Origin of the sequence: Pseudomonas sp. TYF_14 (genome assembly GCF_043105275.1) — a bacterium.
GTDB classification, from domain to species: Bacteria; Pseudomonadota; Gammaproteobacteria; order Pseudomonadales; family Pseudomonadaceae; genus Aquipseudomonas; species Aquipseudomonas alloputida.
The window spans coordinates 1-20,724 of record NZ_JBICLK010000058.1 but is presented as its reverse complement, the minus strand read 5'-3'; the positions used below and the strand labels follow the sequence as shown (position 1 = coordinate 20,724).

The following is a 20,724-nucleotide window of genomic DNA, read 5'->3' as shown; positions in this document are numbered from 1 at the left end:
GTCGGAATGATGTCGAGCACGCCCCTGCAGGGCGCCGATATGACTAGGGAAGTTGCTATTGCATGTGGCGTGAAACCAAGATTCTGCTGATCGATGACGACAGCGCGCGCCGCCGCGACCTTGCGGTGGTGCTGAACTTCCTCGGCGAAGAAAACCTCGCATGTGCCAGCCATGACTGGCAGCAGGCGGTCGAGCCATTGTCCTCGAGCCGCGAAGTGCTGTGCGTGCTCATCGGCACCGTAAATGCTCCGGGCAATCTCCTTGGGCTGCTTAAGACAGTGGCTACCTGGGATGAGTTCCTTCCGGTTTTGCTTTTAGGTGAAATTTCTTCTGCCGAGCTGCCGGAAGACCTTCGCCGCAGGGTGCTTTCCAACCTGGAAATGCCGCCAAGCTACAGCCAGCTGCTGGATTCGCTGCACCGTGCTCAGGTTTACCGCGAAATGTACGACCAGGCGCGCGAGCGCGGTCGCCAGCGCGAGCCCAATCTGTTCCGTAGCCTGGTGGGCACCAGTCGTGCCATTCAGCACGTGCGGCAAATGATGCAGCAAGTGGCGGATACCGACGCCAGCGTGCTGATCCTGGGTGAGTCCGGCACCGGCAAGGAAGTGGTGGCGCGTAACCTGCACTACCATTCCAAGCGCCGTGAGGCGCCGTTCGTGCCGGTCAACTGTGGCGCGATCCCGGCCGAGCTGCTGGAGAGCGAACTGTTCGGCCACGAGAAGGGCGCCTTTACCGGGGCCATCACCAGCCGTGCCGGGCGTTTCGAGCTGGCCAACGGCGGTACCCTGTTCCTCGATGAAATCGGCGACATGCCGTTGCCGATGCAGGTCAAGCTGCTGCGTGTGCTGCAGGAGCGTACCTTCGAGCGCGTGGGCAGCAACAAGACCCAGAGCATCGACGTGCGCATCATCGCTGCGACGCACAAGAACCTCGAAACCATGATCGAGGACGGCACCTTTCGCGAAGACCTGTACTACCGCCTGAACGTGTTCCCTATCGAAATGGCGCCGCTGCGTGAGCGGGTGGAAGACATCCCGTTGCTGATGAACGAGCTGATTTCGCGCATGGAGCACGAGAAGCGCGGTTCCATTCGCTTCAATTCCGCCTCGATCATGTCGCTGTGTCGTCACGGCTGGCCGGGCAACGTGCGCGAGCTGGCCAACCTGGTCGAGCGCATGGCGATCATGCACCCGTACGGGGTCATTGGCGTGTCGGAACTGCCGAAGAAATTCCGCTATGTCGATGATGAAGACGAGCAGATGGTCGACAGCCTGCGCAGCGACCTGGAAGAGCGCGTGGCGATCAATGGCCACACACCAAACTTCAGCAACCACGCCATGCTGCCGCCCGAAGGCCTGGACCTCAAGGACTACCTGGGTAGCCTGGAGCAGGGCCTGATCCAGCAGGCGCTGGACGATGCCAACGGTATCGTTGCGCGCGCGGCTGAACGTTTGCGTATTCGCCGTACCACCCTGGTCGAGAAAATGCGCAAGTACGGCATGAGCCGCCAGGGCGGTGAGGACCAGGCGGAGGATTGATGTTTGGGCTGGGTGTTCGCCTTGGGGGTTGCGTTTGGGCGGGGTGTTCGCCTTGAGGTTTTTGTTTGGGCGGAGATCGAGCGCCGCCCGCGCGGCGCATCGCGAGCAAGCTCGCTCCTACATTTGTTTCGGGCCAATTATGCCTGTGGGATTTGCGCGCGAACGCCTGGTGCATGGCTCGATATTGCGCAGTACAAACAAGGCGGTCGCGCGCGCCTGTACAGGATGGACTGGCCCGAAACAAACGTAGGAGCGAGCTTGCTCGCGATGCGCCGCGCGGGCGGCGCTCGATCTCCGCGGCACAACAAAACTCACGGCGAACCCTTCTCGGTCTTAACGCAATCCTACGTCAAACCCAAACCCCCATCTCCGGCACGGCTATTGCTACACCGCTGGCAACACACCGTTTTTATGACGGTCAGCCACGCGAGAGAGCACGATGCCCCAGGCCGCCCACGTATCCCGAGCCCCCGATCAGCAGGGGCAAACCCAGGTCGCGCAGGACAGCGGCCAGGGTATCGCGCAAGCCTTTGCCCTGTTCAATCAGGTGTCCAGCCAGCTGAGCCAGTCCTACAGCCTGCTTGAAGCCCGGGTCAGTGAACTCAAAGGTGAGCTGGCCGTGGTCAGCGCCCAGCGCATCGACGAACTGAGTGAAAAGGAACGCCTGGCCAACCGCCTGCAGAACCTGCTGGACTTGCTACCCGGCGGGGTTATCGTGATCGACGGCCAGGGCCTGGTGCGCGAAGCCAACCCGGCCGCCTGCGAGTTGCTCGGTGAGCCTCTGATCGGCCAATTGTGGCGCCAGGTGATCGCCCGTAGCTTTGCCCCGCGCAAGGACGACGGCCACGAAGTCTCGCTGCGCGACGGTCGCCGCCTGTCGATCGCCACCCGCTCGCTGGATGCCGAACCTGGCCAATTGGTGCTGCTCAACGACCTGACTGAAACCCGTCGCCTCCAGGACCAGCTGGCTCGCCACGAGCGGCTGTCGTCGTTGGGGCGCATGGTTGCCTCGCTGGCCCACCAGATCCGCACACCGCTGTCCGCAGCCATGTTGTATGCCAGCCACCTGGCCGATAGCGAGCAAGCGCTGAGCGCGGAAACCCGCCTGCGTTTCGCCGCGACCTTGAAGGAGCGCCTGCACGAACTGGAACACCAGGTGCGCGACATGCTGGTGTTTGCCCGTGGCGAGTTGCCGCTGGGGGATCGGGTGACCCCGAAAGCGCTGTTCCAGGCCCTGCAGCAGGCGGCCCAGGCGCATGTGCAGGGGCACGCCGTGCGCTGGCAGTGCGACAGTCATCTGGGTGAGCTGCTGTGCAACCGCGACACCCTGGTCGGCGCCTTGCTCAACCTGATTGAAAATGCCCTGCAGGCCAGCGATGGCCCGGCTCGGCTGAAGGTGCACCTGTACCGTCGCGAACGTAGTTTGCACCTCTGCGTCAGCGATGCCGGCAGTGGCATCGATGCAGGCTTGCTCGGTCGTTTGGGCGAACCGTTCCTTACCACCAAGGCCACCGGTACCGGCCTGGGCCTGGCCGTGGTCAAGGCGGTGGTGCGTGCGCATCAGGGCACGATCAACCTGCGCTCGAAAGTCGGCCGTGGTACCTGCGTGCGGGTAGAGCTGCCGTTGATCGACGGGCAATTGGCGGAGGGGGTGTAATGGCAATCAAGGTGCTGCTGGTCGAGGATGACCGCGTATTGCGCCAGGCGCTGGGCGATACCCTGGAAATCGGCGGTTTCGCCTACCAGGCCGTGGGCAGTGCCGAAGAAGCGCTGGAGGCCGTACTGGATGACGCGTTCAGCCTGGTGGTCAGTGACGTCAACATGCCCGGTATGGATGGGCACCAGTTGCTCAGCCAGCTGCGCCGCCAGCAGCCACAGTTGCCGGTGCTGTTGATGACGGCGCATGCCGCCGTCGAGCGTGCGGTCGAGGCCATGCGCCAAGGCGCTGCCGACTACCTGGTCAAACCGTTCGAGCCCAAGGCGCTGCTCAACCTCGTGGAGCGGCATGCCGCCGGGCGTGTGACCGGCGAAGAAGGGCCGGTGGCCTGCGAGCCGGCCAGTCGCCAGTTGCTGGAGCTGGCGGCCCGTGTGGCGCGCAGTGACTCGACCGTACTGATTTCCGGCGAGTCCGGTACTGGCAAGGAAGTGCTGGCGCGCTACATTCACCAGCAGTCGCCGCGTGCGGCGCAGCCCTTCGTGGCGATCAACTGCGCGGCGATCCCCGACAACATGCTCGAGGCCACCCTGTTCGGCCACGAGAAGGGTGCCTTCACCGGTGCTATCGCGGCTCAGGCGGGCAAGTTCGAGCAGGCCGAAGGCGGCACCTTGCTGCTCGACGAAATCTCGGAAATGCCCATGGCCTTGCAGGCCAAGCTGCTGCGTGTGCTGCAGGAACGCGAGGTGGAGCGGGTAGGCGGGCGCAAGCCGATCAGCCTGGACATTCGGGTGCTGGCCACCACCAACCGCGACTTGGCCGGCGAAGTGGCGGCTGGGCGCTTCCGCGAAGACCTGTACTACCGCCTGTCGGTGTTCCCGCTGGCCTGGCGCCCGCTGCGTGAGCGGCCGGGCGATATCCTGCAGTTGGCCGAGCGCCTGCTGGCGCGCCATGTGGCCAAGATGAAGCATGCCCCGGTGCGCCTCTCGCCAGCGGCTCGGGCCTGCCTGCAGGCATATGCCTGGCCGGGCAACGTGCGCGAACTGGACAACGCCCTGCAGCGGGCGTTGATTCTGCAGCAGGGTGGCGTGATCGAGGCGGCGGATTTTTGTCTGGCAGGCGCCATTCCATTGTCGGCTGGCACCGAGCCATCTCTCGAGGTGGTTGCTGATGCCGGCGGCCTGGGGGATGACATGCGTCGTCACGAGTACCAGATGATCATCGACACCCTGCGCGCCGAGCGCGGCCGCCGCAAAGAGGCGGCCGAACGCCTGGGGATCAGTCCGCGGACGTTGCGCTACAAGCTGGCGCAGATGCGCGATGCCGGGTTTGACGTCGAGGCCAGCCTGTTCGGCTGACTGGCAAATCATCTGCAACTGGCGCGGACCTCTGTGGGAACGGCCTTGTGTCGCGAATGGGCGCGAAGCGGCCCCATGTCTTCAGCTCCGCCGCAAAGATCGCCGGGGCCGCTCTGCGGCCCTATCGCGACGCAAGGCCGCTCCCGCAGGAATTGTGTGATCTCTGGGAAATGAGTTGCGAAGGCTGGCACCTTTGTTGCTTTAGGTAGGTCATTCGCCGCATGACTGTCAAAAAAATGCGGCCGCAGGAGAGAGAAGGGTCATGAGCCAAGGTGTTGAATTCAATCGTCTGATGTTGGACATGCGGGCCATGCAGGCCGATGCCATGTCGCTGCCCAAGGTAACTGCCGCCCCCGAGCTGGCGCCAGGGCAAAGCACCTTCGCCGACATGCTCGGCCAGGCCATCGGCAAGGTGCATGAGACGCAGCAAGCCTCGACCCAACTGGCCAACGCGTTCGAAATCGGCAAGAGCGGCGTCGACCTGACTGACGTGATGATCGCTTCGCAAAAGGCCAGCGTGTCGATGCAAGCCTTGACCCAGGTACGCAACAAGCTGGTCCAGGCGTACCAGGACATCATGCAGATGCCGGTTTGAGGACGGATGTAACCCATGGCTGAAGCAGTCGTCGAAAACGCCCCCGCCAAAGCTGGCTCGCCAGCGGCCAAGCCGCCGCTGTTTGGCATGGCGTTTCTGGAAAACATCTCGCAGATGCCCATGCTGCGCCAGATCGGCCTCCTGGTCGGCCTGGCGGCCAGCGTGGCCATCGGCTTTGCCGTGGTGCTGTGGTCGCAACAACCCGATTACCGTCCGTTGTACGGCAGCCTGTCGGGCATGGACACCAAGCAGGTCATGGACACCCTGGCCGCTGCTGACATCCCCTATAACGTGGAGCCCAACTCGGGGGCCCTGCTGGTCAAGGCCGACGACCTCTCCCGTGCGCGCCTGAAACTGGCAGCCGCCGGCGTGGCGCCGAGCGACGGCAATGTCGGCTTCGAACTGCTCGACAAGGAGCAGGGCCTGGGCACCAGCCAGTTCATGGAAGCCACCCGCTACCGCCGCAGCCTGGAAGGCGAACTGGCACGTACCGTTTCCAGCCTCAACAACGTCAAGGCCGCGCGCGTGCACCTGGCCATCCCGAAAAGTTCGGTGTTCGTGCGTGATGAACGCAAGCCCAGCGCCTCGGTACTGGTCGAGCTGTACCCAGGCCGTGCACTGGAAGCCGGGCAGGTGATGGCCATCGTCAACCTGGTCGCCACCAGCGTGCCGGAACTGGACAAATCCCAGGTCACCGTCGTCGACCAGAAGGGCAACCTGCTGTCCGAGCAGATTCAGGATTCCGCGCTGACCCAGGCCGGCAAGCAGTTCGACTACAGCCGCCGGGTGGAAAGCATGCTCACCCAGCGTGTGCACAACATTCTGCAGCCGGTGTTGGGCAACGACCGCTACAAGGCCGAAGTGTCCGCCGACCTCGACTTCAGCGCGGTCGAGTCCACCTCCGAACAGTTCAACCCCGACCAGCCGGCGTTGCGCAGCGAGCAGTCGGTCGACGAACAACGTGCCAGCAGCCAAGGCCCGCAAGGCGTGCCTGGCGCGCTGAGCAACCAGCCGCCAGGCGCCGCTTCGGCACCGCAGACCACTGGTGGCGCGGCTACCCCGGCTGCCGCCATTCAGCCTGGCCAACCGCTGGTGGATGCCAACGGCCAGCAGATCATGGACCCGGCCACCGGTCAGCCGATGCTCGCGCCGTACCCGTCAGACAAACGTCAGCAAAGCACCAAGAACTTCGAGCTGGACCGTTCCATCAGCCACACCCGCCAGCAGCAGGGGCGCATGACTCGCCTGTCGGTAGCGGTGGTGGTGGACGACCAGGTCAAGATCGACCCGGCCACTGGCGATACCACGCGGGCGCCATGGGGTGCCGAGGACCTGGCGCGCTTTACCCGCCTGGTGCAGGACGCAGTTGGCTTCGATGCCAGCCGTGGCGACAGCGTGACGGTGATCAACGTGCCGTTCGCCGCCGACCGTGGCGAGGAAATCGCCGATATCGCCTTCTACCAGCAGCCGTGGTTCTGGGATATCGTCAAACAGGTGCTGGGCGTGGTGTTCATCCTGGTGCTGGTGTTCGGCGTGCTGCGGCCAGTGCTGAACAACATTACCGGGGGCGGCAAGCAGGCTGCCCCGGACAGCGACATGGAGCTGGGCGGCATGATGGGTCTGGATGGCGAACTGGCCAACGACCGCGTCAGCCTGGGTGGCCCGACAAGCATTCTGCTGCCTAGCCCGAGCGAGGGTTACGAGGCACAGCTCAACGCAATCAAAGGCCTGGTGGCCGAAGACCCGGGCCGTGTGGCTCAGGTCGTGAAAGACTGGATCAACGCCGATGAGTGATAACCGAGCCGTTACCGCCAAGCTGAGCCGCGTCGACAAGGCGGCGATCCTCCTGCTCTCGCTGGGCGAGACCGATGCGGCCCAGGTGCTGCGGCACATGGGCCCGAAGGAAGTGCAGCGGGTGGGTGTGGCCATGGCGCAGATGGGCAATGTGCACCGTGACCAGGTCGAACAGGTGATGAGCGAGTTCGTCGACATCGTCGGCGACCAGACCAGCCTGGGCGTCGGTTCTGATGCGTACATCCGCAAGATGCTCAACCAGGCCCTGGGCGAGGACAAGGCCAACGGCCTGGTCGACCGCATCCTGCTCGGCGGCAATACCAGCGGCCTGGACAGCCTCAAGTGGATGGAGCCGCGTGCCGTGGCCGACGTGATCCGCTATGAGCACCCGCAGATCCAGGCCATCGTGGTCGCCTACCTCGACCCCGACCAGGCCGGTGAAGTGCTGAGCAACTTCGACCACAAGGTGCGCCTGGACATCGTCCTGCGCGTGTCATCGCTGAACACCGTGCAACCCGCGGCGCTGAAGGAGCTGAACCAGATTCTCGAGAAGCAGTTCTCGGGCAACTCAAACGCCGCGCGCACCACCCTGGGTGGCATCAAGCGTGCTGCCGACATCATGAACTTCCTCGACAGCTCGGTGGAAGGTGCACTGATGGACGCTATCCGCGAAATCGACAGCGACCTGTCGGAACAGATAGAAGACCTGATGTTCGTCTTCAACAACCTGGCCGACGTCGACGACCGGGGCATCCAGGCGCTGTTGCGCGAAGTGTCCTCCGACGTGTTGGTGGTGTCGCTCAAGGGCGCCGACGAGCGGGTCAAGGACAAGATCTTCAAGAACATGTCCAAACGTGCTTCGGAACTGCTGCGTGACGATCTGGAGGCCAAAGGGCCGGTACGGGTCAGCGACGTGGAAACCGCGCAGAAAGAAATCCTCACCATTGCCCGGCGCATGGCCGAGGCCGGCGAGATCGTGCTCGGCGGCAAGGGCGCCGAGGAAATGATCTAAGGTATTGGCGATCCCATAGCCGACGCCGCCTTTTGTAGGAGCGGGTTTACCCGCGAAGGCGTCGGCCCTGGCAATCGAGGTTGTCGCTGCCGACGCATTCGCGGATGAACCCGCTCCTACAAGGGACCGTGTCGGCCGAACATGGTTTGAGAACATGACAGCATGCCCACCAAAGAACACCACCCCAGCGACCTGATCCGCGCCCGCGACCTCGAGGGCGTGGACGTGTGGACGCTGCCCAGCTTCGACCCGGAACCGGAGCCTGCGCCCGAGCCAGAGCCGGAACCCGAAGTCATCGCGGAAGAAGTCGAGGAAGTGCCGCTGGAAGAAGTCCAGCCACTGACCCTGGAAGAGCTCGAAGCCATCCGTCAGGAGGCCTACAACGAGGGCTTCGCCACCGGGGAGCGCGAGGGCTTCCACAGCACTCAGCTCAAAGTCCGCCAGGAGGCCGAAGAGGCCCTGAAGGCCAAGCTGGATAGCCTCGAGCGGCTGATGGCCAACCTGATGGAGCCGATCGCCGAGCAGGACACGCAGATCGAGAAAAGCCTGGTGCACCTGATCGCGCACATGAGCCGTCAGGTGATTGGCCGCGAGCTGCGCAACGATTCCAGCCAGATCACTCAGGTGCTGCGCGAAGCGCTCAAGCTGCTGCCCATGGGCGCGGACAATATCCGCATCCACCTCAACCCGCAGGATTTCGAGCTGGCCAAGGCCCTGCGCGAACGCCATGAGGAGAACTGGCGGCTGCTGGAAGACAGCGCGCTGCTACCGGGTGGTTGCCGCATCGAGACGGCCCACAGCCGTATCGATGCCACCATGGAAACGCGTATCGAAAAAGCGGTGGCGCAGCTGTTCGACCAGTTGCACGACCATTCCCTGCACCCGGCGGCGCCAGACATGACGATAGACCTGGACGCGCCGGTCGAGCGTACCGTGGACAGCCCAGATGCGCCTTGAACGCACCAGCTTCGGCAAACGCCTGGGCACTTACGCTGAGGCCATCGAGCTGCCGGCCCAGCCCATCGTCGAAGGCCGCTTGCTGCGTATGGTTGGCCTCACCCTGGAAGCCGAAGGCCTGCGCGCTGCAGTGGGCAGCCGCTGTCTGGTGATCAACGATGACAGTTATCACCCCGTGCAGGTCGAGGCCGAAGTCATGGGCTTTGCCGGGCCCAAGGTGTTTCTGATGCCGGTGGGCAGCATCGTCGGTATCGCGCCGGGGGCCCGGGTCGTGCCGCTGGATGACGGCGGCCGCCTGCCCATGGGCATGAGCATGCTGGGCCGGGTGCTCGACGGCGCCGGCCGTGCGCTGGATGGCAAGGGCGGGATGAAGGCCGAGGACTGGGTGCCGATGGACGGCCCGGTGATCAACCCGCTCAACCGCGACCCTATCAGCAAGCCGTTGGATGTGGGCATTCGCAGTATCAACGGCCTGCTTACCGTCGGCCGTGGCCAGCGGTTAGGCCTGTTCGCCGGTACCGGTGTGGGTAAATCGGTATTGCTGGGCATGATGACCCGCTTCACCGAAGCCGAAATCATCGTGGTCGGCCTGATCGGGGAGCGGGGGCGCGAGGTGAAGGAATTCATCGAGCACATCCTCGGTGAAGAGGGCCTCAAGCGCTCGGTGGTGGTGGCGTCGCCGGCCGACGATGCGCCGCTGATGCGCCTGCGCGCCGCCATGTATTGCACACGCATTGCCGAGTACTTCCGCGACAAAGGCAAGAATGTGCTGTTGCTGATGGACTCGTTGACCCGTTTCGCCCAGGCCCAGCGGGAAATTGCCCTGGCCATCGGCGAGCCGCCAGCCACCCGGGGTTACCCGCCCTCGGTGTTCGCCAAGCTGCCCAAGCTGGTGGAGCGGGCAGGCAATGGCGAACCTGGCGGTGGTTCGATCACTGCGTTCTATACCGTGCTGTCTGAAGGCGACGATCAGCAAGACCCGATCGCCGACTCGGCGCGGGGCGTGCTTGATGGCCACTTTGTGCTGTCGCGTCGGCTGGCTGAGGAAGGCCATTACCCGGCCATCGACATCGAAGCGTCGATCAGCCGGGTCATGCCTCAAGTGGTCGATGCCGACCACTTGCGCCAGGCGCAGAAGTTCAAGCAACTGTGGTCGCGCCTGTCGCAAAGCCGCGACCTGATCAGCGTGGGGGCATACGTGGCCGGCGGTGATCCGGAGACCGACCTGGCCATTGCCTTGCAATCGAAGCTGGTTGAGTTCCTGCGCCAAGGCCTGCGCGAGAATGTGGGCATGGCGCAGAGCCGCGAACAGCTGGGGGCAATTTTCACGCCCCCGGCAGGTTGATAAGCCATGGCGCTGCCCGGGCGTGCCGCGCGCCTGGCGCCGGTGGTGGACATGGCCGAAGAAGCCGAGCGCAAGGCGGCTCAGCGCCTTGGTCATTTCCAGCAGCAGGTGGCCACGGCCCAAGCCAAGCTGGCCGAGCTGGAGCGCTTTCGCGAGGATTACCAGCTGCAGTGGATCAACCGCGGCGGGCAAGGGGTCAATGGCAGCTGGCTGGTCAATTATCAGCGTTTTCTGGGGCAGCTGGAAACGGCCATGACCCAGCAGCGGCAAAGCCTGGTCTGGCACCAGAACAACCTCAATAACGCCCGGGGTACCTGGCAGCAGGCCTATGCCCGGGTGGAAGGTTTGCGCAAGCTGGTACAGCGCTACCAGGACGAGGCCCGGCGCGCTGAAGACAAGCGCGAGCAGCGCTTGCTGGATGAGCTGTCGCAGCGCCTGCCGCGGCAAAACCCTCTATAGGTGTTCGCCGCAGGCCTTGCAGCGGAATAATTGGCCCGAAACAAATGAGAGGTCTTGCCCGCGAAGAGGCCGGTACAGGCCATCAAAGCCATGAGCCTGCATCCGCTTGCCTCCCCCACCATCGCCTGCTAAACCTTAAAGCAGTTGCATCCGCCATCATCGAAGGAATCGCTAGCATGGCAGTCGAGACTGATTTTTCGCAGGACGGGAAAAAACTGACCATCAAGATCAAGGGGCGCTTCGATTTCGGCAAGCATCAGGAGTTTCGCGACGCCTACGAACGCCAGCCCAGGCGGCCGGATTCGGTGGTCGTCGACCTGAAGGACACCACCTACCTCGACAGCTCCGCGCTCGGCATGCTGCTGTTGCTGCGCGACCACGCGGGCGGCGACGAGTCGGATGTGCGGGTGGTGCATGCCAGCTCCGATGTGCGCAAGATTCTCGCTATCTCCAATTTCGAAAAACTCTTCGATATCAGTTGAGCGCCGACATGCCTGCCGAACAGGCGTTAACCGTGCTGGTCGCCGAAGACAGTGCTGTCGATCGCCTTCTGCTTGCGCAGATCGTGCGCCGCCAGGGGCATCAGGTATTCACCGCTGAAAACGGCGAGCAGGCGGTAGCGCTGTACCTCGAGCGGCGCCCGCAACTGGTGCTGCTGGACGCCCTGATGCCGGTCATGGATGGCTTCGAGGCGGCGCGGCAGATCAAGGCATTGGCTGGCGAAGCGCTGGTGCCGATCATTTTTCTGACGTCGCTGAATGAAGAAGAAGGCCTGGTGCGTTGCCTGGAGGCGGGGGGCGATGATTTCATGGCCAAGCCCTACAGCGCGGTGATCCTGGCTGCCAAGATTCGCGCCATGGATCGCCTGCGTCGCTTGCAGGCAACGGTACTGGAACAGCGTGACCAGATCACCCGGCATCACCATCACCTGCTTAACGAGCAGCGGGTCGCCAAGGCGGTGTTCGACAAGGTGGCCCACTCTGGTTGCCTTTCTGCGCCCAACATTCGCTACCTGCAATCGCCTTACGCGCTGTTCAATGGCGACCTGATGCTGGCGGCATTTACCCCGGCCGGCGACATGCGTGTGCTGCTTGGCGATTTCACCGGTCACGGCCTGCCGGCGGCGGTCGGCGCCATGCCGATGGCTGAGGTGTTCTACGGGATGACCGCCAAGGGCTACGGCATGGCGCAGATCCTGCGCGAGATGAATGCCAAGCTCAAGCGCATCCTGCCGGTGGACATGTTCTGCTGTGCGCTGCTGCTCAACCTCAGCATGCAGCGCGGCTCGGTGGAGGTGTGGAATGGCGGTATGCCTGATGGCTATCGCCTGTCGGTGGATGGCCAAGTGCTGTCGGCACTGAGTTCGCGGCACCTGCCGCTGGGCATTCTGGCCGCTGAGCGCTTCGATGACAGCACAGAGGTGTTGCCGCTGGCACCGGGCGAGCGCCTGTTGCTGCTGTCAGACGGTGTGCTCGATACCGCCGACGACCAGGAACGTCTGTTTGGCGTCCAGCGCCTGCGAGCGGTGCTGGCCGACAACCGCGACCCGGTGAAGTTGTTCGATGAGCTGATGCTGGCCCTGGAGCGTTTTGGTGGGCAGCCACGCGATGACATCAGCTTGTGCGACATTCGCATGTTCACTGCCGAGGAGCGGGTGCCGGCACCGATGATCTACTCTGATAGTGGCCGTTCCAGCCCGCTGGACTGGTCGCTGAGCTTCGAGGTGCGGGGCGAAAGCCTCAAGCGCTGCAACCCTGTGCCTTACCTGGTGCAGTTGTTGCAAGAAATTCATGGCCTGCGCGCGCGTACCGGCAACTTGCACAGTGTGCTTAGCGAGTTGTATGCCAATGCGCTGGAGCATGGTGTGCTGGGCTTGGACTCGCAGCTCAAGCGCGATGTGCAAGGCTTTACCGACTATTACCAGGAGCGTGCCCGGCGCCTGGGTTCGCTGACCGAAGGCTTTGTAAGCATCGATTTCAAGGTTGAACCGCATGGCGGCGGTGGGCGTCTGATGATCGAAGTGCGCGACAGCGGTGCCGGCTTCGACGTGCAGCGCGTGCTTGCGCGGCCTTCGCCGGACCAGGGGCTGAGCGGCCGCGGTCTGAATCTGGTGCGGCAGTTGGCCAGTGACGCGCGCTGGAGTGAGGGCGGGCGTTGCGCGCATGTGGAGTTCGTATGGTGAGCCACGGGTTGGCTCGGGCATAATCTGGCTTGATCAAGGAGTGAACAAGTGACTGACATGCATATTGACCACAAGGTACTCAGTGACCTGCGTGAGGTCATGGAAGATGGCTACCTGCAGTTGGTGCAGACTTTTCTGGACGACTCGGAGCGGCGTCTTGGCCAGCTGCACGCGGCCAAAAGCGCCGAGGAGCTTGGCGCGGCAGCCCACAGTTTCAAGGGCAGCAGCAGCAACATGGGCGCGGTGGCCTTGGCCAGCCTGTGCCAGCAGCTCGAAGAGCGCGCACGGCGGCCCCCGTTATATGGAATTGAAGACTTGATCAGCCGCATCGACATGGAATTCGTCGTGGTGCAGCACTTTTACCGTGGTGAGCAGCAACGTATTTCCGCAGGCTGATACGCGAGTTGGCGCGAGTCTTGCCTGTCTCTGCCCCGATGATTTTTGTTTCTGGCGCGGAGACCGCTCGATGCCTGTCGCACCCAACCCTTTGTTGCAAGCCAATGCCATTGCCAAGACCTCGCGTTCGGCCACCGTGCAGGCGGACAAGCCGCTGCAGGCGCTGGGCGACAAGGGCGATGCCTTTGGCCAGGTGATGGCCAAGCAGGGCCGCGACAAGGTTACCGGGCAGGACGACAAGGTCGCTCAAGCCAAGCCCAAGGACAAACCTGATGCGGCAGCCGGCGGCAAGAAAGACCCGGCTGGCAAAGCTGCAGTTGCCGATGACGGCAACAAGTTGCCAGAAGAGGATTCGGCCCAGGCCGATACGGGTGTGCGTGATGCCAGCCTGGTGGCCGGTCAGGTCACTGATGCCCAGCCTGGCGCACAATTGATCCAGGCGCAGGCCGAGGCGGTGGCGCCAGTGCTGCAGGCGGCCACGGCGCAAACCCAGGTCGCCGCGGCACTGCCTGAAGAGCCGTCCGCCGAGGAGGCCTTCGATCCCGATGCTGACCCCCTGGCCAACCTGCCGACCCTGCGCCTGGCGCTGGAGCACAGTGCCCAGGCCAAGGGTGGCACTTCGGCACATGCCCTTGATGCTGCCCAGGCTCAGGGCGAGGAAGGGCAGGCGGCCGTCAATACCTTGGCGAATCTGGTCGAGAATACCGATGGCGAGAGCGGCGAGTCTGGTGGCAAGGCCTTTGGCGCCTTGCTTGAGGACGGCCTGAAAGACACCAAGAGTGCCAGCAGCGACACCCGCATCGATGATTTTGCCAACCGCCTGGCCAGCCTGACCCAGGCGGCCACGGCCAAGACCGCCAATGCCGTGCCGGCCAATGCGAACCCGCTGCATCAGCCATTGCCGATGAACCAGAACGCTTGGGCCGAAGGCCTGGTCAACCGGGTCATGTACCTGTCCAGCCAGAACCTCAAGTCGGCTGATATCCAACTGGAGCCGGCAGAACTCGGTCGCCTCGACATTCGCGTCAATGTTGCGGCGGACCAGGCCACCCAGGTCACCTTCATCAGCGGCCACGCCGGCGTACGTGATGCCCTCGACAGCCAGGTGCACCGCCTGCGCGAACTGTTTGCCCAGCAGGGGTTGGCGCAGCCGGATGTCAACGTGGCTGACCAGTCGCGCGGGCAGCAACAACAGCAGGGGCAGGCGCAGGGCAGCAACCTTTCCGGGGTGGCGGCGCGCCGCTCCGAGCAGGGTGGGGGCGAGGCGGTCGATGGCGTCCGGCCGTTGGAGCAGCAGGTGGTTGTCGGCGACAGTGCGGTCGATTACTACGCCTGATGTCTGGTGCATGGCTTTGTTTTTGGGGGGCTGTGAGATCGAGCGCCGCCCGCGCGGCGCATCGCGAGCAAGCTCGCTCCTACATTTGTTTCGGGCCAGTTACGCCAGTGCCAACGCGCGCGACCGCTTTGTGTGTGCGACACGATATCGCGCCATGCGCCAAGGGCCCGCGCGCAAATCCTTAGGAATAATTGGCCCGAAATAAATGTAGGAGCGAGCTTGCTCGCGATGCGCCGCGCGGACGGCGCTCGATCTCACAGACGTAAAATCCCTCAAGCCGAATTCTGGCATAACACTTGCTCAAGCCAAGCCATTCTCCTTTGAACCCCCGATGGACGACGGATTATTGGCATGGCGAAGAGCGAAGCAGTCAAAGACCCCGCCACTAAAGGCAAACTCAAGCTGATCCTGCTGGCTGTCGTCGGCCTGTTGCTGGCGATCGGCCTTTCGGTGGGCGCTACCTGGTTCATCATGCACAAGAGCGAGCCCGCTCCGGCCGCCGAGGCCGCGGCCAGCAACGTCAAGCCAGCGGCGATCTACGAGGCGCTGACCCCGGCCTTCGTGGTCAACTTCAACCAGAACGGCCGCCAGCGCTACATGCAGCTGAGCATCACCCTGCAGGCGCGTAACCAGGCCGACCTGGATGCCCTCAAGGTGCACATGCCGGTGATCCGCAACAACCTGGTGATGATGTTCTCCGGGCAAGGGTTCGACACCCTCGCCAGCAGCCCGGTAGGGCAGGAGATGCTGCGTCAGAAGGCCACTGCGGTGGTCCAGGAAGTGGCGCAGAAGGAAGTCGGCAAGCCGGTCATCGACCAGTTGCTGTTCACCAATTTCGTATTGCAGTAGGAGTCCGCAATGGCCGTACAGGACCTGCTGTCCCAGGATGAAATCGATGCCCTGTTGCACGGTGTCGACGACGGGCTGGTGCAGACCGAGAGTGCATCCGAGCCTGGCAGTATCAAAAGCTACGACCTGACCAGTCAGGACCGTATCGTGCGGGGTCGCATGCCGACCCTGGAAATGATCAACGAGCGCTTCGCCCGCTATACCCGTATCAGCATGTTCAACCTGCTGCGCCGCTCCGCTGACGTGGCCGTGGGTGGCGTGCAGGTCATGAAGTTCGGCGAATACGTGCACTCGCTGTACGTGCCCACCAGCCTCAACCTGGTCAAGATCAAGCCGCTGCGTGGCACTTCGCTGTTCATCCTCGACGCCAAGCTGGTGTTCAAGCTGGTGGACAACTTCTTTGGCGGTGATGGCCGCCACGCCAAGATCGAAGGGCGCGAGTTCACCCCCACCGAACTGCGTGTGGTGCGCATGGTGCTGGACCAGTGTTTCGTCGACCTCAAGGAAGCCTGGCAGGCGATCATGCCGGTCAGCTTCGAGTACATGAACTCCGAGGTCAACCCGGCCATGGCCAACATTGTCGGCCCCAGCGAGGCGGTGGTGGTGTCCACCTTCCACATCGAACTGGACGGCGGCGGCGGCGATCTGCACGTGACCATGCCGTACTCGATGATCGAGCCGGTGCGGGAAATGCTCGACGCCGGTTTCCAGTCGGACCTGGACGACCAGGACGAGCGCTGGGTCAAGGCCCTGCGCGAGGACGTGCTGGACGTGGCCGTGCCAATGACCGCCACGGTCGCCCGACGCCAGCTGAAGCTGCGCGACATCCTGCACATGCAGCCGGGTGACGTGATCCCGGTGGAGCTGCCCGAGCACCTGGTGCTGCGCGCTAACGGGGTGCCAGCGTTCAAGGCGCGGCTGGGCTCGCACAAGGGCAACCTGGCCCTGCAGATCATCGACCCGATCGAACGCCGCTGACGGTGTGCCGGTCGCTTACAACGAATTGAATGCCTGTCGAGGAAATCATGGCTAACGAAAACGAGATCACCTCCCCAGAGGACCAGGCACTGGCCGATGAGTGGGCCGCAGCGTTGGAAGAAACCGGTTCTGCCGGCCAGGCCGACATCGATGCACTGCTGGGCGGGGACACCGGCAGCAGCAGCGGCCCGGGCCGCCTGCCGATGGAAGAATTCGCCAGCTCGCCGAAGCCGAATGAAAATGTCAGCCTCGAAGGCCCGAACCTGGACGTGATCCTGGACATCCCGGTGAACATTTCCATGGAAGTGGGCAGCACCGAGATCAACATCCGCAACCTGCTGCAGCTCAACCAGGGCTCGGTGATCGAGCTCGACCGCCTGGCCGGCGAGCCGCTCGACGTGCTGGTCAACGGCACGCTGATCGCCCATGGCGAAGTGGTCGTGGTCAACGAAAAGTTCGGCATCCGCCTGACCGACGTGATCAGCCCCAGCGAACGTATCAAGAAGCTGCGCTGAGTGAAGGGCACGATGCGCGCCATCGCTGCGGCAGCGGTGCTGTTCGCCAGCCAGGCCTGCCTGGCTGCGGCCACGCCAGCAGCCACCCCGGCGGCTCAACCTGGCAGTCTTGGCGGGCAGCTGGCGCAGATGGTCTTGGGCCTGCTGCTGGTGGTGGGCCTGATCTTCTTTCTGGCCTGGCTGCTGCGGCGCCTGCAGAGCACCGCAGTGAAGGGTGGGCAGGTGATCGAGATTGTCGGCAGCCGTGCCATCGGCCCGCGTGACCGCCTGCTGCTGGTGCAGGTGGGCAAGGAGCAGATCCTGATCGGCCATACCCCCGGCACCATCGAGGCCCTGCACGTACTGGCCGAACCCGTGGAAGTGCCGGCAAGCGCCCGTCAGGCGACGCCGGAGTTTGCCCAGCGGCTGATGGAGCTGATGGGCAAGGACCCTAAGGACAACAAGTGATGAGCGGCGCGCTGCGTACGTTGTTGACTCTGGCGCTGCTGCTGGCTGCGCCGCTGGCCCTGGCCGCCGACCCGCTGTCGATCCCGGCCATCACCCTGTCCAACACCCCGGACGGGCAACAGGAATATTCGGTCAGCCTGCAAATCCTGCTGATCATGACCGCGCTGAGCTTCATCCCGGCGTTCGTCATCCTGATGACCAGCTTTACCCGCATCATCATCGTGTTCTCGATCCTGCGCCAGGCGCTGGGCCTGCAGCAGACGCCGTCCAACCAGTTGCTGACCGGCATGGCGCTGTTTCTGACCATGTTCATCATGGCGCCGGTGTTCGATCGGGTGAACCAGGACGCGCTGCAGCCGTACCTGAAGGAGCAGATGACTGCCCAGCAGGCGATCGACAAGGCCCAGGGCCCGCTCAAGGACTTCATGCTGGCGCAAACCCGGCAGAGCGACCTTGACCTGTTCATGCGCCTGTCCAAGCGCACCGACATCGCCGGCCCCGACCAGGTGCCGCTGACGATCCTGGTGCCGGCGTTCGTCACTTCCGAGCTGAAGACGGCGTTCCAGATCGGTTTCATGATCTTCATCCCGTTCCTGATCATCGACATGGTCGTGGCCAGTGTGCTGATGGCCATGGGTATGATGATGCTGTCGCCGCTGATCATCTCGCTGCCGTTCAAGATCATGCTGTTCGTGCTGGTCGACGGCTGGGCGCTGATCATGGGCACCCTGGCCAGCAGTTTCGGCGGCGTCTGACGCCGTCAAGGAGAGCCGCCGATGACACCTGAAGTCGCTGTCGACCTGTTTCGTGATGCCCTGTGGCTGACCACCCTCATGGTCGCCGTGCTGGTGGTGCCGAGCCTGTTGGTGGGCCTGGTGGTGGCGATGTTCCAGGCTGCCACGCAGATCAACGAACAGACCTTGAGCTTTTTGCCGCGCCTGCTGGTGATGCTGATCACGCTGATCATTGCCGGGCCGTGGCTGGTGCAGAAGTTCATGGAGTACATCACCACGCTCTACACCAACATCCCGCAGCTCATAGGTTGATGCGGCGATGCTGGAACTGACCGACACGCAGATCGGCACCTGGGTCGCCACCTTCATCCTGCCGTTGTTCAGGGTGACCGCGGTGCTGATGACCATGCCGATTTTCGGTACCCGCATGTTGCCAGCGCGGATTCGCCTGTACGTAGCGGTGGCGGTGACCGTTGTGATCGTGCCGGCATTGCCGCCGCTGCCCGAGTTCGACCCGTTGAGCCTGCGCGGTATGCTGCTGTGCGCCGAGCAGATCATCGTCGGTGCGCTGTTTGGCCTGGCCTTGCAGTTGCTGTTTCAGGCTTTCGTGGTTGCCGGGCAAATCGTCGCGGTACAGATGGGGATGGCGTTCGCCTCGATGGTCGACCCCGCCAACGGGGTCAACGTCACGGTAATCAGCCAGTTCATGACCATGCTGGTGAGTGTGTTGTTCCTGTTGATGAACGGCCACCTGGTGGTGTTCGAGGTACTGACCGAAAGTTTTACCACCTTGCCGGTGGGGAGTGCGCTGGTGGTCAATCACTTCTGGGAGCTGGCCGGGCGCATGGGCTGGGTGTTCGGTGCCGGCCTGCTGTTGATTCTGCCGGTGATCGCTGCGCTGCTGGTGGTGAACATTGCCTTTGGCGTAATGACCCGCGCCGCGCCGCAGCTGAACATTTTCTCCATCGGCTTCCCGCTGACCTTGGTCATGGGCATGTTCATCTTCTGGGTCGGCCTGGCCGATGTCCTGTCCCACTATCAGGCATTGGCCAGCGAAACGCTGCAATGGCTGCGTGAGCTGGCGAGGGTACGCTGAGCATGGCAGAAAGCGAGAGCGGTCAGGACAAGACAGAAGACCCCACCGAAAAGCGCAAGCGCGACGCCCGCGAGAAGGGCGAGGTCGCCCGCTCCAAGGAGCTGAACACGGTGGCGGTGACCCTGGCGGGTGCCGGTGGCCTGCTGGCGTTCGGCGGCCACGTGGCCGAGACATTGCTTGCGTTGATGCGCATGAACTTCAGTTTGACCCGCGACATCATCGTCGATGAACGGGCCATGGGTGCCTTCCTGCTGGCCTCGGGCAAGATGGCCATATGGGCGGTGCAGCCGGTGCTGATCCTGCTGTTCGTGGTTTCCTTCGTGGCGCCCATCGCGCTTAGCGGCTTCCTGTTCTCGGGCAGCTTGCTGCAGCCAAAATTCAGCCGCATGAACCCGCTGTCGGGGATCAAGCGCATGTTCTCGATGCAGGCCCTGACTGAATTGCTCAAGGCGCTGGCCAAGTTCTTCGTGATTCTGGTGGTGGCGGTGGTGGTGCTCTCCGGTGACCGCCAGGCCTTGCTGTCGATTGCCAATGAGCCGCTGGAGCAGGCGATCATCCATAGCTTGCAGGTGGTGGGCTGGAGTGCCTTGTGGATGTCAGCCGGGCTGTTGCTGATTGCCGCGGCAGATGTGCCGTTCCAGCTGTACCAGACGCACAAGAAAATGAAGATGACCAAGCAGGAAGTGCGCGACGAGTACAAGGACAGCGAGGGCAAACCCGAAGTCAAGCAACGTATTCGCCAACTGCAGCGCGAGGTGTCGCAGCGGCGCATGATGGCGGCGGTACCGGATGCAGACGTGATCATCACCAACCCGACGCATTATGCGGTGGCTTTGCAATACGACCCGGAGAAAGGCGGTGCGGCGCCGTTGCTGCTGGCCAAGGGTAGCGATTTCATGGCATTGAAGATTCGTGAAATTGGCGTGGAGCACAACATCCAGATCCTCGAATCGCCGGCGCTGGCGCGGGCGATCTATTACTCCACCGAACTTGAGCAGGAGATCCCGGCGGGGCTGTACCTGGCGGTGGCGCAGGTGCTGGCGTATGTGTTCCAGATTCGCCAATACCGCGCCGGCAAGGGCAAGCGCCCAGAGCCGCTGAAGGACGACCTGCCGATCCCGCCGGACCTGCGCCGCGACAGTTGATCTGTTCGGCGATAGGTTTGCGTTGCCTGTGAGATCGAGCGCCGCCCGCGCGGCGCATCGCGAGCAAGCTCGCTCCTACATTTGTTTCGGGCCAGTCCCTCCTGTGCCCGGCGCGCGCGACCGCCTTGCTTGTACGGCGCAATATCGAGGTGTACGCGAAGGCGGTCGCGCGTAAATCCCGCAGGAATAACTGGCCCGAAACAAATGTAGGAGCGAGCTTGCTCGCGATGCGCCGCGCGGGCGGCGCTCGATCTCACAGGCGACAAAAACCTCACGGCGAACACCCCGATTCACAGCAGATCACAAAGTTGGAAGGCTTCTTGCAAAGCCACGC

General features: G+C 63.4%; 21 protein-coding genes. All 21 read left to right on the top strand.

All coding sequences use genetic code 11. From position 1 onward, the window contains the following. Nucleotides 1-62 precede the first annotated feature (62 nt). A complete protein-coding gene (fleQ, locus tag ACF8O8_RS16050) occupies nt 63-1,538 on the top strand; it encodes a transcriptional regulator FleQ (protein ID WP_010955093.1) in 1,476 nt (491 codons plus the stop codon). Nucleotides 1,539-1,977: 439 nt separating this feature from the next. Further along, nucleotides 1,978-3,195 (top strand): sensor histidine kinase, encoded by a 1,218-nt coding sequence (locus ACF8O8_RS16045; protein WP_392509984.1) that lies wholly within the window; start codon nt 1,978-1,980, stop codon nt 3,193-3,195. Then, the gene (locus ACF8O8_RS16040; RefSeq protein ID WP_392509983.1) at nt 3,195-4,550 is read left to right on the top strand and encodes a sigma-54-dependent transcriptional regulator; all 1,356 of its coding nucleotides are present in this window, start codon (nt 3,195-3,197) and stop codon (nt 4,548-4,550) included. The genes ACF8O8_RS16045 and ACF8O8_RS16040 overlap by 1 nt, the downstream gene beginning before the upstream one ends. A gap of 262 nt (nt 4,551-4,812) precedes the next feature. Further along, nucleotides 4,813-5,145, top strand: a complete 333-nt coding sequence (fliE, locus tag ACF8O8_RS16035) for a flagellar hook-basal body complex protein FliE (RefSeq protein WP_019099657.1) — start codon at nt 4,813-4,815, stop codon at nt 5,143-5,145. A 15-nt stretch (nt 5,146-5,160) separates the two neighbouring features. Continuing rightward, nucleotides 5,161-6,939 carry a flagellar basal-body MS-ring/collar protein FliF gene (gene fliF / locus ACF8O8_RS16030; RefSeq protein WP_104961049.1) on the top strand — a complete coding sequence of 593 codons (1,779 nt, stop codon included), beginning with the start codon at nt 5,161-5,163 and terminating at the stop codon, nt 6,937-6,939. Further along, nucleotides 6,932-7,951, top strand: a complete 1,020-nt coding sequence (gene fliG / locus ACF8O8_RS16025; protein WP_003254434.1) for a flagellar motor switch protein FliG — start codon at nt 6,932-6,934, stop codon at nt 7,949-7,951. The genes fliF and fliG overlap by 8 nt, the downstream gene beginning before the upstream one ends. Before the next feature lie 162 nt (nt 7,952-8,113). Beyond that, nucleotides 8,114-8,908: a flagellar assembly protein FliH gene (gene fliH, locus ACF8O8_RS16020; RefSeq protein WP_392509982.1), complete on the top strand. Its 795-nt coding sequence runs from the start codon at nt 8,114-8,116 to the stop codon at nt 8,906-8,908. Beyond that, entirely contained in the window at nt 8,898-10,253 is a 1,356-nt protein-coding gene (gene fliI / locus ACF8O8_RS16015; protein ID WP_010955088.1) for a flagellar protein export ATPase FliI, read from the top strand. The genes fliH and fliI overlap by 11 nt, the downstream gene beginning before the upstream one ends. 6 nt (nt 10,254-10,259) lie before the next feature. Next, a complete protein-coding gene (gene fliJ / locus ACF8O8_RS16010) occupies nt 10,260-10,712 on the top strand; it encodes a flagellar export protein FliJ (protein WP_060489125.1) in 453 nt (150 codons plus the stop codon). Nucleotides 10,713-10,888: 176 nt separating this feature from the next. Next, nucleotides 10,889-11,194, top strand: coding sequence for an STAS domain-containing protein (locus ACF8O8_RS16005; protein ID WP_003254426.1), 306 nt, complete (start codon nt 10,889-10,891; stop codon nt 11,192-11,194). Nucleotides 11,195-11,202: 8 nt separating this feature from the next. Beyond that, on the top strand, nt 11,203-12,894 hold the full coding sequence (locus ACF8O8_RS16000; RefSeq protein ID WP_392509981.1) for a SpoIIE family protein phosphatase: 1,692 nt from the start codon (nt 11,203-11,205) through the stop codon (nt 12,892-12,894). Nucleotides 12,895-12,942: 48 nt separating this feature from the next. Further along, complete coding sequence (locus ACF8O8_RS15995) at nt 12,943-13,290, top strand: Hpt domain-containing protein (protein ID WP_004577674.1); 348 nt, start codon at nt 12,943-12,945, stop codon at nt 13,288-13,290. A 70-nt stretch (nt 13,291-13,360) separates the two neighbouring features. Further along, nucleotides 13,361-14,626: a flagellar hook-length control protein FliK gene (locus tag ACF8O8_RS15990; protein ID WP_392509980.1), complete on the top strand. Its 1,266-nt coding sequence runs from the start codon at nt 13,361-13,363 to the stop codon at nt 14,624-14,626. 351 nt (nt 14,627-14,977) lie between these two features. Further along, nucleotides 14,978-15,475: a flagellar basal body-associated protein FliL gene (fliL, locus tag ACF8O8_RS15985; RefSeq protein ID WP_003254419.1), complete on the top strand. Its 498-nt coding sequence runs from the start codon at nt 14,978-14,980 to the stop codon at nt 15,473-15,475. Between the two features lie 9 nt (nt 15,476-15,484). Further along, nucleotides 15,485-16,453, top strand: a complete 969-nt coding sequence (gene fliM / locus ACF8O8_RS15980) for a flagellar motor switch protein FliM (protein WP_003254418.1) — start codon at nt 15,485-15,487, stop codon at nt 16,451-16,453. A gap of 47 nt (nt 16,454-16,500) precedes the next feature. Beyond that, nucleotides 16,501-16,968, top strand: coding sequence for a flagellar motor switch protein FliN (gene fliN / locus ACF8O8_RS15975; RefSeq protein WP_029615633.1), 468 nt, complete (start codon nt 16,501-16,503; stop codon nt 16,966-16,968). Between the two features lie 12 nt (nt 16,969-16,980). After that, nucleotides 16,981-17,415 carry a flagellar biosynthetic protein FliO gene (gene fliO, locus ACF8O8_RS15970; RefSeq protein ID WP_392509979.1) on the top strand — a complete coding sequence of 145 codons (435 nt, stop codon included), beginning with the start codon at nt 16,981-16,983 and terminating at the stop codon, nt 17,413-17,415. Beyond that, nucleotides 17,415-18,170 (top strand): flagellar type III secretion system pore protein FliP, encoded by a 756-nt coding sequence (gene fliP, locus ACF8O8_RS15965; RefSeq protein ID WP_003254415.1) that lies wholly within the window; start codon nt 17,415-17,417, stop codon nt 18,168-18,170. The genes fliO and fliP overlap by 1 nt, the downstream gene beginning before the upstream one ends. 21 nt (nt 18,171-18,191) lie before the next feature. Beyond that, nucleotides 18,192-18,461 carry a flagellar biosynthesis protein FliQ gene (fliQ, locus tag ACF8O8_RS15960; RefSeq protein ID WP_003254414.1) on the top strand — a complete coding sequence of 90 codons (270 nt, stop codon included), beginning with the start codon at nt 18,192-18,194 and terminating at the stop codon, nt 18,459-18,461. A 7-nt stretch (nt 18,462-18,468) separates the two neighbouring features. Continuing rightward, nucleotides 18,469-19,245: a flagellar biosynthetic protein FliR gene (gene fliR / locus ACF8O8_RS15955; protein ID WP_010955080.1), complete on the top strand. Its 777-nt coding sequence runs from the start codon at nt 18,469-18,471 to the stop codon at nt 19,243-19,245. Between the two features lie 2 nt (nt 19,246-19,247). Continuing rightward, nucleotides 19,248-20,390 carry a flagellar biosynthesis protein FlhB gene (flhB, locus tag ACF8O8_RS15950; protein WP_010955079.1) on the top strand — a complete coding sequence of 381 codons (1,143 nt, stop codon included), beginning with the start codon at nt 19,248-19,250 and terminating at the stop codon, nt 20,388-20,390. Nucleotides 20,391-20,724: the final 334 nt, after the last annotated feature.